At 71.6% G+C, this 12990-nt stretch carries 10 protein-coding genes and 1 pseudogene; 9 read left to right on the top strand and 2 right to left on the bottom strand.

The features are described 5' to 3' along the window. The first annotated feature begins 32 nt into the window (after positions 1-32). From ABD332_RS34875 to ABD332_RS34865, 3 genes are all read left to right on the top strand, one after another. Positions 33-965: a GGDEF domain-containing protein gene (locus tag ABD332_RS34875; RefSeq protein WP_344506809.1), complete on the top strand. Its 933-nt coding sequence runs from the start codon at positions 33-35 to the stop codon at positions 963-965. A gap of 127 nt (positions 966-1092) precedes the next feature. Continuing rightward, on the top strand, positions 1093-1536 hold the full coding sequence (locus ABD332_RS34870) for a hypothetical protein (protein WP_344506807.1): 444 nt from the start codon (positions 1093-1095) through the stop codon (positions 1534-1536). A gap of 44 nt (positions 1537-1580) precedes the next feature. Then, on the top strand, positions 1581-2081 hold the full coding sequence (locus tag ABD332_RS34865; RefSeq protein ID WP_344507249.1) for a GNAT family N-acetyltransferase: 501 nt from the start codon (positions 1581-1583) through the stop codon (positions 2079-2081). 101 nt (positions 2082-2182) lie between these two features. Here ABD332_RS34865 and ABD332_RS34860 read toward each other — a convergent pair whose 3' ends face one another. Next, a complete protein-coding gene (locus ABD332_RS34860) occupies positions 2183-3169 on the bottom strand; it encodes a zinc-dependent alcohol dehydrogenase family protein (protein ID WP_344506805.1) in 987 nt (328 codons plus the stop codon). A gap of 202 nt (positions 3170-3371) precedes the next feature. Continuing rightward, entirely contained in the window at positions 3372-3572 is a 201-nt protein-coding gene (locus ABD332_RS34855) for a hypothetical protein (protein ID WP_344506803.1), read from the bottom strand. A gap of 440 nt (positions 3573-4012) precedes the next feature. On the opposite strand from ABD332_RS34855, the gene ABD332_RS34850 reads away from it, so the two are divergent. The 6 genes and pseudogenes from ABD332_RS34850 to ABD332_RS34825 all read left to right on the top strand — a co-directional run bounded on the left by ABD332_RS34850 (position 4013) and on the right by ABD332_RS34825 (position 12976). Beyond that, positions 4013-4771: an SDR family NAD(P)-dependent oxidoreductase gene (locus ABD332_RS34850; RefSeq protein WP_344506801.1), complete on the top strand. Its 759-nt coding sequence runs from the start codon at positions 4013-4015 to the stop codon at positions 4769-4771. Positions 4772-4794: 23 nt separating this feature from the next. Beyond that, on the top strand, positions 4795-5184 hold the full coding sequence (locus ABD332_RS34845) for a MerR family transcriptional regulator (RefSeq protein WP_344506799.1): 390 nt from the start codon (positions 4795-4797) through the stop codon (positions 5182-5184). A 427-nt stretch (positions 5185-5611) separates the two neighbouring features. Next, positions 5612-6610, top strand: coding sequence for a multicopper oxidase domain-containing protein (locus tag ABD332_RS34840; protein ID WP_425552337.1), 999 nt, complete (start codon positions 5612-5614; stop codon positions 6608-6610). A gap of 23 nt (positions 6611-6633) precedes the next feature. After that, positions 6634-10560, top strand: coding sequence for a ThuA domain-containing protein (locus ABD332_RS34835; RefSeq protein ID WP_344506795.1), 3927 nt, complete (start codon positions 6634-6636; stop codon positions 10558-10560). Between the two features lie 50 nt (positions 10561-10610). Continuing rightward, positions 10611-11826, top strand: a pseudogene (locus tag ABD332_RS34830) (OmpL47-type beta-barrel domain-containing protein); the annotation flags it as partial. A 187-nt stretch (positions 11827-12013) separates the two neighbouring features. Then, on the top strand, positions 12014-12976 hold the full coding sequence (locus tag ABD332_RS34825; RefSeq protein ID WP_344506791.1) for a hypothetical protein: 963 nt from the start codon (positions 12014-12016) through the stop codon (positions 12974-12976). The last annotated feature ends 14 nt before the right edge of the window (positions 12977-12990 follow it).

Genomic DNA, 12990 nt, shown 5'->3' with positions numbered 1-12990 from the left:
CCGCCAGCCGCTGACCGTGGGCGGCCCGCGCGGTGGACCTGCTGCTGCGCGCCGTCGCCGGGGCGCCGCTGCCGCCGGGCGCGCAGCGGGTGCCGACCGCGTTCGTGCCCCGCGGGTCCTGCGGCTGCTCCGACTCGGTCCTGCGGCTGCCCCCGCCGGTCGCGGATCCCGGCCCGGCCCGGCTCACCGAGCGCCTCGCCGCGCTGCTGCCGCCGGGTGCCGTACGGACGGGCGAACACCTCACCGTCCTCGCCAAGGCCGTCGACTCGGTCGTCGACCTGGCCGGCGCGGCGGCCGCCGGGCGACCCCCGGACCACGCCGGCGCGACCGCCGCGCTGCTCGCGCTCTACGCCCTGCAGGCCCAGCCGGAAGGCCTGCGGATCGTGGCCCGCGCCGTGCAGGAGTACGTCCAGCAGGTGCCCGCCGCCGACGTCGCCACGGCCCGGCGCCTCGACGGCTGCGTCCAGGAGCTGATCCTCGCCGTCGTGCGGGTCCGGCAGGTGGCCAACTTCGGCGACCGGTGGCGGCTGCGCTCCACGGTCGGCGCCCACTACGACCTGTCGATGGCGCTGCTCTACAACCGCCGATCCGACCCGCGGGACCTCGCCGTGCTGTTCCTCGACCTCGACGGCTTCAAGCAGGTCAACGACCGCCTCGGCCACGCCGCCGGCGACGAGCTGCTCGTCTACGTGGCGGAGCGCATCCGCCGGTCGCTGCGCACCGGGGACATGGCCGCCCGCTTCGGCGGCGACGAGTTCGTGGTGTTCCTGGCGGAGGCGGAGCGACTGGACAGCATCGCCGACCGCCTCCGGGCGTCGATCGCCGCGCCCTACACGGTCGCCGGCCAACTCGTGCGGATCGGCGTCAGCATCGGCTGCACCCCGTGCGGCGACCGCGCCACCGCCGACGAGATCCTCTCCGCCGCCGACACCGCCATGTACCAGGCGAAGACCGCCGCCCGCTGAGGACGCTACCCGCCGCCGAAGCCCCGACAGGTACCGTCCTCGTGCACAATGGCGACACCACCAGCAACGGGCGTCGTTCGAACCAACCCGGGTGGACCGGGCATGTGCGGCCAGCGGAGGCGTCACCGTGCGGGAAGAGCATCCGATCGACAGCCTGGTTGTCGTGGTCGAAGGAGAGGCATCCGATGCGGTCAAGGCCGCGCTGCGTTCGTCGGCGGACGAGCTCGCCGGCCGCCGGTCTTGGCTTCTCGGACCGCCTGAATTCTGCGATGAGCCGGGAGGGGTAGTCGGCGCCCGCGTTTCTGGATTGGCGCTGTACGTCCACTCCACCCTGCCGCCGTGGGGCGAGGAACTGGACGGCCAGGTGCGCCGGGCCCACCTGGAAGAAGTGAACGAGGTGATGGGGGAAGTCGGCCGGATCTCGGAGCGGCACGACGTGTCGTTCGATGTCTACTTCGGCCCGGAGCTGGTCGGATCGGTCGAGGACGGTCGTGTGGACGACTCGCTCCTGATCGGACTCGTCGGCGGCTGGGAGGCCGCCATCGACGGATCCGAAGGCCACAGCTCCTGAAAGCTGCGGCTCCATCGACGTCACCGGGGTGATGCGGTCGCCGTCTGGCGGGTGAGCTGGATCGGGCGACCGTCGGCAGGAACGTCGGCGTGCTGACGCTCGTCACCTTCCCCGTCCCGACCGGCCTGCGCGCCAGGATCGAGGACGTCGTCGTCGACGAGTCCGCCCGAGGCCACGGCGCCGGCGCCGCACTCATCCGCGAAGCCCTGCACCTCGCCGAAACCGAAGGCGCCCGCAGCGTCGACCTGACCATTCGGATGCGCCGCTCAGGACACGGGCAGAATCGGATCATGTTCCGTTTCGGTATCCAGGACTACCGGCCGCGCTGGTACAACGGCCGTGACGGCATCGTCGCGGCGCACGGTGCGCGCCTTGCCGGGCTCGAGCTTCTCGAATGGACCGGCGGTGACATGGCCGACGGCAGCATCGCTGTCGGACTCGACTTCGGGCTGGCCTGTTTGGTCATCTTCAACGCGCTCGACGAGAACGGGCTCGAACACCATCCTCCAGGGCCGAGCTACCGGCGCCACCGCCTCGGGCCGTAGCCGGTGGACTCGCGCGCTGCGGGCTGGGACGGCCGTGCAGTAGCAGGGGCGCCACCAACGAGCTGGACAGCTGACCGCGGGCGGTTCACCTCCGAGACACTTCAGGCGAACGTGAACAGGACCTTTCCGCTGCGTCCCGGTGTCATCGCGTGTTCGATCGCCTCGTGGTACTCGTCCAGGCGGTAGGTCGCGTCGACCGGGACGGTCAGGTCGCCGTCGGCGACGAGGTCGTTGAGTGCCCGGTAGGTCTGCTCGATCTCGGTGCGTGGAGCGTGGCGCAGCCAGTTGAGCAGCCAGAACCCGGTGTGCGTCACCTCGTTGAAGATGAGGTCGTGGGCGCGGACGGCTGGGGGCGCGTCGGTCGCGTAGGCGTAGCTGACGATCGTACCGCCGAACCTCAGCGCCGCGGCGAGGTCGGCGACGGTTCGGCCGGCCGTGGCGTCCAGGGCGAGACCGAGCTCCGCGCCGTCCAGTGCGTCCGCGATCTGCGCGGGCAGGTCGTCCCCGGCGACGATCACCCGGTCGCCGCCGGCGTCACGCACCGTCTCGGCGGCGGCCTCGCGCCGCACGAGGTTGAGCGTCTTGAAGCCCCGCAGCCGGGCGAGGGCGATGACGCACAGCCCGACAGCGGAGTTGGCGGCGTTGAGGCCGACCCAGTCGCCGGGAGCCAGCGTGGCGAACTTGTGCAGCAGCAGGTACGCGGTCGCCGGGTTGATCGGCAGCATGGCGAGTTGCAGCGGGTCGCCGTCCTCCCGGATCGGCACGACGTTGCGGTACCCCGTGGTCACCTGGTCCGCCCAGGTGCCCTGCTCGTAGTTGGGCAGAATGACCACCTTCCGCCCAACCAGGTGCTGGCCCGCGCCCCCGCCGGCGTCGATCACCCGACCCACTCCCTCGCCGCCGAGCGGGCTCGGCAGCGACGGCCGCATCCCGTAGTCACCACGGACGAGCAGCAGGTCGGACGGATTGACCGGTGCGGCCTCCATCTCGACCAGGACGTCGTCGGTCCCCAGCGCCGGGTGGTCCGTGCGCTCCAGCGACACGGACCGGCGCGGATCGCCGTACGACGTGACAAGCAACTGCGACATGAGACCCCCAGGCCAACTGTGCGCTACCTCGACGGCATGCCCCGCCAAGACAACGGCATGCCGCGAAAGCGGGTGATCCACGCCGTCCATGGACGCCGAGGGTGGCAGCCCGGCCGAGCATCCCGTTCTGGGTTCTCCGTCGAGACCCTTCGGGTGGATGTCATCGATCGGCCGCCGCCATCATGAGCGTGTCGGGGATGCCTCAGGGGTCGGGCGTGGCGATGGTCAGTGCGGCGACGGCGCGGGTGCGTTCGTCGGGTGGTAGGTGCCATGCGAGGCCCGCGATGGCGTGTGCCTGCCAGTAGGCGTCCTGGATCGCGTCGGCCGCGGCGACCGCCTGCCATCCGCCCGCTGCCGCGTCGCAGCACGTCCATGACGACGTCCTGCACCGCGATGTCGCCACCCGCGGTGGGCAACCGTGCGGCGGCCATGAGCCGCCCGACGGGAGTCGACGGCTGCCGCTTGAAGAACTTCACGATGCACCACCTCCGCCAACCGCACCGCTCGGCCGTCGCCGTCCAGGCCGCATGATCATGCCAGTCCTGTCCGTCCGTGCCAACCAGGTCATCCGGGTTCGGCGAGGACGGCGAGCATCCTCCGCATCGCCGGTCAGCGGACGTCGACGGGTTGCAGGCCGATCCTGACCAGGTTCGCGAACCTGCCGTTCAGGTAGGTGCGCTCGTCGATCACCTCGACGGCGACGTGCGCTGCGTCGGTCTGCTTCACGAGCGGCAGTATCGCACTTGTCTGGTGCCCGCGGAGTCCGCACGAGCGGGCACCGGGCGCCGCTCGCCGCAGCGGCGTTGACCTTGCCGTAGGCGGCAGGGTTGCACGATGACCGCCATGGACACCACCGCATCGCAGAGCGCCAGGGTCGTCGCCGTCACCGGGGCCGGCACCGGCATCGGGCGGGCCGCCGCCCGCGCCTTCGCCGTCGAGGGCGCCCACGTGGTGGCGATCGGCCGGCGAGGCGAACCGCTCAGGCAGACCGCCGCCGGGCACGGCCGGATCACACCGCTGCCCGCCGACATCACCGCCGAGGACGGGCCCGAGCGGATCGCCCGGTCGGTGACGGAGCTGTTCGGCCGGCTCGACGTGCTGGTCAACAACGCCGGCATCGTCCACGGCGGCGTCCTCGGCAGGTTGACCCCGCAGCAGATCGCGGCGCAGGTCGCCACCAACCTCGTCGCGCCGATCCTGGTGACCCAGGCCGCACTGCCGCTGCTGGAGGCCTCCGGCGGGGTGGTGGTCAACGTCAGCACGTCGGTGGGGCAGCGGGCCTGGCCCGGCAACTCGGTGTACGCCGCGACCAAGGCCGCCCTGGAGCTCCTGACCCGCAGCTGGGCGGTCGAGCTGGCACCCCGCGGGGTCCGGGTGGTGGCGGTCGCCCCCGGCGCGATCGACACCCCCATCGGTGAGCACCAGGGCCTGACGCCCGAGCGGATGGCCGCAGTCCGGGAATGGCAACTGGCACACACCCCGCTGGGCCGGATCGGCCGCCCGGAGGAGGTGGCCTGGGCGATCACCCAACTGGCCGCACCGGCCGCCTCGTTCGTCACCGGCGTGGTGCTCCCGGTCGACGGCGGAGCGGTCGTGGCGTGATAAGAGTGGCCACGGAGGTGGGGATGGTGCGGATCGGTGAGCTGGCCGAAGCGACCGGGACGACCGCTCGTGCGCTGCGGCACTACGAGCAGGCCGGACTGATCTCCTCCGAGCGCGCCTCCAACGGTTACCGCGTGTACGACGAACGGGCCGCGGTGCGGGTCCGCAACATCCGCTATCTGCTGGCCGCCGGGCTCACCCTGGACGACGTGCGCGTGTTCCTGCCATGCCTGGACGGCGATGTCGCCGCCGCGCCGCCCTCGCCCACGGGCCTGCGCGTCGCGCACGACCGGTTGGCGGTCCTCAACGAGCGGATCGCCGCCCAGACCGACGCCCGCGACCGGCTGGCGGCCGCACTCCGGAGCGTGGCTGTCGCCGGCTGCCTGAAGTGGCCGATCGGCGGCCAGCAGTAAGGTTGGCGAGCGCGCCGGGCAAAGGCGGATGGGAAAGTCCGTTACCAGCACCTGCTGCTGACTACCGCAAGGTATGAGCCGGTTCGAGTCCGGTAGCCCGGCGCGCCCGACCTGCCGCCCGGATTCCGCGCAGGTGTCGACCGGGTTGCCGGGGTTCGCCGGCTGCTGGCTAGGACAAGATTTTACATATCCCGGTGTCCGGTTCGTGCACTACAGTGACTTCTGTTCATAGAGTGCCTTCTTTATAGATACAAGTCTTTACTTTTGCTCGCCCCGTACATAAGTTGGCAGTTAATCGACAGAAGTCGATTGATGTCTCGTGACGGGGAAGCCGGGTGGTGATCGACCCTGCCCGGCGCACGGCCCCTCGCGAGAGAGCGGAGGGGGATGGATGTTCCGTCGACGTACGTCGCGCAGATCGATGCTGGTGGGAGGTGCTCTGGCGGCGTCGGCGGCCGGGCTCGGCACCGCGCTGACGCCCGCGCTCGCCCGTTCCCCGCAGCAGGGCTTACCCGCGCTGGCCGTGGGGGCGACCCGCAAGGTGACGATCTACGCCGAGGCGCTGCCGGGCAACCTGTACGGCTACGGGCTCGCCCCCGGACAGGCCACCGTCCCGGGGCCGACGCTGGAGATGTACGAGGGCGACACGCTCGAGGTCACCCTGGTCAACACGACGAACCAGCGGCTGTCGATCCACCCGCACGGCGTCGACTACAGCACCGAGTCCGACGGCAGCCCGCTGCACGCCTCGTTCAACAACCCCGGCGAGACCAGGACCTACACCTGGCGCTCGCACGAGATGACGGCCGCGGCGGGGCGGCGGTTCATGCCCGGCAGCGCCGGCTACTGGCACTACCACGACCACGCGATGGGCACCGACCACGGCACCGGCGGCGTGGCGCGAGGGCTGTACGGCGCGCTGACCGTCCGCCGCCGCGGCGACATCCTGCCCGACAAGCAGTTCACCGTCGTGTTCAACGACATGCAGATCAACAACAAGGTGGCGCCGGACACGCCGATGTTCGAGGCGAACCTCGGGCAGCGGGTCGAGTGGACCGCCATCGGACACGGCAGCCTCTTCCACACGTTCCACCTGCACGCCCACCGGTGGGCGGACAACCGGACCGGGATGCTCGAGGGCCCCGCCGACCCGAGTCTCGTCATCGACAACAAGGACCTCAACCCGGGCAGCTCGTTCGGGTTCCAGGTGCTCGCCGGGGAGGGCGTCGGGGCGGGCGCGTGGATGTACCACTGCCACGTCCAGGCCCACTCCGACACCGGCATGGCCGGCCTGTTCCTGGTGCGCAACGCCGACGGCAGCATGCCGCCCGGCGCCCAGGAGGCCATCGACCGTTTCCACGGCCACGCGCACGACCCCGCCGCCGCAGCGGCAGCCCAGCCGCACAGTCACGTGCACGGCGGCTGACGACCCACCGACGAAGGAGCCTGATGAGGTTCACCCAATGGCGGCGCACGGTCGCCGCCACCGTCGCGCTGACCCTGCTGAACACCGCCCAACCGACCTTCAACGCCCAAGCAGAAGCCGCGCCGGCCGCCGAACAGCCGAAGGTCCTGCTGTTCCACGGCCCCGCCACCGAGCAGCTGGACCCGGTCGCCCGCGCTGCCGAAGAGATCACCGAGGTAGGAGCCGACAGTGGCATCGAGGTGACCGAGTCGGAGAACCCGGCCGTCTTCACCGCGGACAACCTCGCCAAGTACCGCGGCGTCGTCTTCCTCTCCGCCGCCGGCGCGGTGCTCAGCCGTGACCAGGAGACGGCGCTGCAGGCCTACGTCAAGGCCGGCAACGGATTCCTCGGCATCGGCGACGCCGCCAAGGCCCAGCCGGACTCGACCTGGTTCACGGGGCTCATCGGCACCCGCCCGGTCGGGGCGATCCCCAACGCGCTGCCCGTCAGCGCCGTGACCGCCAGCGCCGAGAACCCGCCGAACGAGACGAAGGAGAAGCTCACCGACGGCAACTCCGGCACCAAGTGGCTGACGTTCGCCACGACCGGCTGGGTGGCGTACCAGCTGAGCACCCCGACGGCCGTGAACGGCTACGCGCTCACGTCGGCCAACGACTTCCCCGGCCGTGACCCGAAGGACTGGACCCTGCAGGGCTCCACCGACGGGCAGACCTGGGTCGACCTGGACCGGCGGACCGGGCAGACGTTCGCCGAGCGGTTCCAGACCCGCCGGTTCGACATCACCAACACCACGGTGTACCCGCGGTACCGGCTGAACATCACCGCCAACAGCGGCGAGCCGAGCATCCAGCTCGCCGACCTGCGCCTCTTCGCCGGTGCCGCCGAGCCGCCCGCGCCGCCGGTCGTGCAGGCCGGCGTGGTGGACGTCCTGGACCGGCAGCACCCGGCGACCGCGTCGCTGCCGCTGAAGCTGACCCGTTCCGACCGCTGGTACAACTGGGAACCGAACCCGGTCGGCACCGTGCACACCGTCGCGCAGGTCGAGGAGTGGAAGCACGTCGCCGGTGCCGGCGCCAACGGCCCGTTCCACCCGGTGTCGTGGTGCCGCGACTACGACGGCGGCCGGTCCTTCTACACGGGCATGGGCCACACCGAGGGCAGCTACGCCGAGCGGGACTTCCGCGCCCACCTCGGCGGCGCGCTGCGCTGGACCACCGGCGTCGAGCGCGGCGACTGCCAGGCGACGATCGCCGCCAACTACCGCGTCGAGCGGCTCACCGCTGCGAACCAGACCGGGCAGCTGGACCAGATCGGCGAGGCGCACGGCCTGACCGTCGCCCCGGACGGGTCGATCTTCTACGTCGGCAAGGCGGCCTGCCCGAGCGGGCCGGTCGTCGACTGGGCCAACCCCAATGTCGGTCTCGGCTGCGGCACCATCCACCGGTACGACCCGGCGGCGAAGACCGTGAAGCTGCTGACCACCCTGCCGGTCATGGGCAACCGCGGCAGCGGCTCGGAGCTGGTGAAGAACGAGGAGGGGCTGCTCGGCGTCGTCGCCGACCCCAGCTTCGCGCAGAACGGCTGGCTGTACGTGTACTGGATGCCGCACGCCTCCATCAACCGGGAGACCAGGATCGGGCAGCGGACGATCTCGCGGTTCACCTTCGACAAGGCGGCGCAGAGCATCGACCAGGCCACCCGCAAGGACCTCATCCAGTGGCCGGTGCAGATCCACAGCTGCTGCCACGCCGGCGGCGGGATGGCGTTCGACGAGGCCGGCAACCTGTACGTCGGCTCCGGCGACAGCAACTCCTCCGAGGGCTCCAGCGGCTACTCCGGCAACAACTGGACCGCCGAGTTCGCGGGCACGTCGTTCCAGGACGCGCGGCGCACCGCCGGCAACACCAACGACCTCAACGGCAAGATCCTGCGCATCCACCCGGAGCCCGCCGGCACGTACACGATCCCGTCCGGGAACCTGTTCGCGCCCGGCACCGACAAGACCCGCCCCGAGATCTACGTGATGGGCGTACGCAACATCGCCCGGCTGCAGTGGGACCCGGTCCGGAACTGGCTCACCGCCGCGTGGGTCGGCCCGGACGCGGCGGCGCCGAGCCCGACGCTCGGCCCGGCCAAGTACGAGACGGCGACCATCATCACCGAGGCGGGCAACCACGGCTGGCCGTACTGCATGGGCAACGGGCAGCCGTACCGCGACCGCAGCGACACCGACGCGACCGTCCTCACCGGCTGGTACGACTGCGCCCACCCGCGCAACACCTCGCCCCGCAACACGGGCCTGGTCGACCTGCCGCCGGTGAAGAACAACATGATCTGGTACTCGCCGGACGGCGGCGGCCCGGTCTTCCCCCTGCGCGCCGACGGCAGCGGCGTCCCGACGTACGTGGCGGCCGACGCCACCTACACGCAGCCCTACCTGCGCGGCGGCGGGCAGGCGGTCATGTCCGGCCCCAGCTACCACCGTGAACTGGTGAACCAGAGCAGCGGCGTCGCGTGGCCGGCGTACTGGGACGGCAAGTGGTTCATCGGCGACGAGTCCAACGCCAGCAACCGGATCGCGGTCACCGTCGACCCGGCCGGGGTGGCCGCGGCGGCGCCGCCGGTCTTCGCCGAGTCGCTGCGCGCCATCATCCCGTCCGGCAGTGGCGACAACCGGCTGCAGAGCTGGATGGACGCGAAGTTCGGCGCGGACGGCGCCCTGTACATGCTCGACTACGGCGGCGGCTTCTTCAGCCTGCACCCCAACCAGAAGCTGATCCGGGTGGCGTACCAGGGCGGCCCGGCGACCCCGGTGCCGGCGGCGAGCGCGGTGGCGGTGCACAACAAGCCGCTCACCTACGCGTTCAACGGCCTGCGCTCCGGCGGCGTCTCGTGGCGCTGGGACTTCGGCGACGGCGGCACGTCCACCGAGGCGAACCCGCGGCACACGTATGCGAAGGTCGGCTCGTACACCGCGAAACTCACCGTCACGTACGCCGGCGGGGCGACGGTCGAGGTGCGCACCACCGTCGACGTCGACTGTGCCGTGCCGGACAGCGGCGCCACGGTCCGCCTCGGCGACACCGACACCGGCGTCGCCAACCGCACCGCCGGCGGGCACTGCACCGTCGACGACCTCATCGACGACGAGAGCACCTGGGCCGACCACGACGGCTTCGTGCGGCACGTCTCCGCGGTCGCCGACCGCCTGGTGGCCGCCGGGGTGCTCAACGGGCGGGAGGCGGGGACGCTCACCCGTACCGCGGCCGCCGGACCGATCGGACGGACCGGCAACACCGGCTATGACGCGATCTTCGACGGCACCCCCGAGTCGCTGCGCGGATGGGTGCAGGCGCCGTCGGGGCAGTTCGTGCTCCAGGCCGACGGGACGCTGCGCACCGACGGCGGGCTCGGGATGCTCTGGTACGGCGCCCGCGAATTCGGGGACTTCTCCTTCAAGCTCCAGTTCCGGGACATGGCCCTGGGGACGGCCCGCGCCAACAGCGGCGTCTTCGCCCGGTTCCCCGACCCGCGGACACCCCTGGAGCAGCGGCCGGCGGGCAGCTGCGGGACCGTCGGCTCGGCCCGCACGTCCCAGGCCTGGGTCGCCATCTACTGCGGGCACGAGATCCAGCTGTACGACGGCGACACCGGCGAACCGCAGAAGACCGGCTCCATCTACAACTTCGACCCGGTGCCGGCGACCGGGGGCGCGACCGCGAAAGGTGTGTGGAACGAATATGAGGTCCGCGTCGTCGGGCAGCACTACACGATCGCGCGCAACGGCGTGGTGATCAACGAGTTCGACAACACGCCCGGCAAGCAGTCCTCCCGCGCCGGCGACCCGTCCACGGATCTGCGGCAGTTCACCAGCGGCTTCCTCGGCCTGCAGAACCACGGCACGACCGACGTCATGGAGTTCCGCAACCTGCGGGTGAGGTCGCTGTGATGGCGCGTCGTGTGCTTCTGAGCGTGCTTCTGGCGCTGCTGCCGATGCTCGTGGTCGGCCCTTCGCCCGCACGTGCCGCCGACCAGGTCCTCACCTGGACGACCGACGGGGAGATCACCCGGTACAAGACGGCGCCCACCGAGGCGGTGGCCGGGCCGGCGACGATCGTGTTCGAGAACAGCGCGGCGACCGGCAACACCACCGGGATGCCGCACACGCTCACCTTCGACACCTCGACGGAGGGGTACAACCACGACGTCGGCGTCAACATCCTCGCCAACCCGTTCGACGCCGGCAACGGCCGGCACGAGGTCGCCGTCACGCTGACGCCCGGCCGGTACCGCTACTTCTGCTCCATCCCCGGGCACAGCCTGATGGTCGGCGAGCTCGTGGTCACCGGCGGCGGCGGTGGGGACACCACCCCGCCGACGGTCACCGCGACCGTCACCGGCACCTTCGCCAAGACGGTCACGGTCACCGCGACCGACAGCGGGTCAGGGGTGGCGTCGGTGGAGTACCAGCTCGACGACACCGGCTTCCAGCCGTACACCGCGCCCGTGGTGGTGACCGCGGTCGGCGACCACTCGGTGCAGTACCGCGCCACGGACGTCGCCGGCAACACGTCGGCAACCGGGTCGGTGTCGTTCAGCGTCACCGAACCCGGGCCGGTGGACACCACGCCGCCGACCGTGACCGCCGTGGTCGCCGGCGACGGCACCAGGTCCGCGACGGTGACGGTCACCGCCACCGACAGCGGATCCGGGGTCGCCACCGTGGAGACGCAGCTGGACGGCGGTGCCTGGGTGCCGTACACGGCGCCGGTCACCGTCACCGCCCCGGGCGCGCACATGCTGCACCACCGCGCCACGGACGTGGCCGGGAACCGCTCGCCGGAGGGGATGGTGATGTTCACCGTCACCGAGCCGCCGGTGGAGGACACCACGCCGCCGACCGCGACCGCGACGGTGACCGGGACCAGCCCGGCGACCGTCACGATCACCGCGACCGACAGCCAGTCGGGGGTCCGCTCGATCGAGTACGCCCTCGACGGCGGGGCCTGGACGGCGTACAGCGCTCCGGTCGTCGTCAGCGCCGCCGGCACGCACAGCGTCGCCTACCGGGCCACCGACCAGGCGTCGAACGTCTCGGCCCCGCAGACCGTGACGTTCACCGTCGTGCCGCCCGGCACCGACGCCTGCCCCAACTCCGACGACCGGCCGACGGTCGTCATCGGCGGGGTCGACTCCGGGGTCGCCAACGTCGACACCGGCGACGGCTGCACCGTCAACGACCTGATCGCCGAGCACGCGGGCTACCCGTCCCACGCCGCCTTCGTCCGGCACGTCGACGCCGTCACCGCGCCCCTGGTGACCAGCGGCGTGCTCACCCGCCGGGACCAGGGCGCGATCGTGCGCGCCGCCTCCCGTTCTTCCGTCTCATGAGGAGCCGTTCCATGCGTCGTTCTGTCATCACGGTCGCCGCCTTGTCGCTCGTCGCGGTGTTCGCCACCCCCGCGGCGCAGGCGAACGCGGGCCTGATCACGTACTGCGTCGGCACCGGCGGCGCCGTGACCGTGCCCAACGACCTCTACGTGCCGGCGGGGGAGTCCTGCTCCCTGGAGGGCACGACGATCACCGGCAACGTCCAGGTGGCGGCCGGCGCCAACCTGGTCGTCTCCGGCGGCACGATCAGCGGCGAGGTCCGGATCGCCGCCGACGGCTACCTGGACGCCACCGGCACCAGCATCGGCGGCCAGGTCGTGCTCGCCGCCGGCGGGTTCGGCGTGTACCTGCGCCAGGGCAGCAGCGGCACGGTGACGGTGCGCCCGAAGGGCACCGCCACCGTCGAGGGCTTCCTGTTCGTGGAGGGCACGAAGGTCAACGGCAGCGTCAGCGTCAACGTCGGCGAGGCCCGCCTCGACCAGCTGACCGAGGTCACCGGCAACGTCAGCAGCAGCGGCGCGTACTACACCGACGTGCACGACTCGTTCGTCGACGGCACCCTGTCGGTGCTGAACAACTCCACCGGCAGCGTCGTCTGCGGCAGCGCCGTGAAGGGCAAGGCGACGTTCGCCGGCAACCTCGGCGGCGTCCAGCTCGGCCCGAACGGCACCCTCGACGGCTGCGCGTCCGGCGGGTACTGGGGCCGCGACGTCAGCATCACCAACACGACCGGCGGGGTGTCGCTCGAGGACAACATCATCAGCGGCCAGCTCCAGCTCGGCGGCAACACCCCGGCGGCGCGGGTCGGCGCCGACAACCGCATCCGCGGCGGCGTGACCGGCGAGCAGTCCCAGGCCGCGGCCCGCGCCTCGCTCGTCGCCGCCGACCGCGTGTCAGTGGGTGAGACCCACGCGACGACCCGCCGCACCGGCGCCGTCGACGAGGCGGTCGCATCGGGCCCCGCCGACCTCTGACGCACCATCGGGAA

The organism is Dactylosporangium maewongense (assembly GCF_039531485.1).
Classification (GTDB): Bacteria; Actinomycetota; Actinomycetes; order Mycobacteriales; family Micromonosporaceae; genus Dactylosporangium; species Dactylosporangium maewongense.
This window is presented reverse-complemented; position numbering and strand designations above follow the sequence as displayed.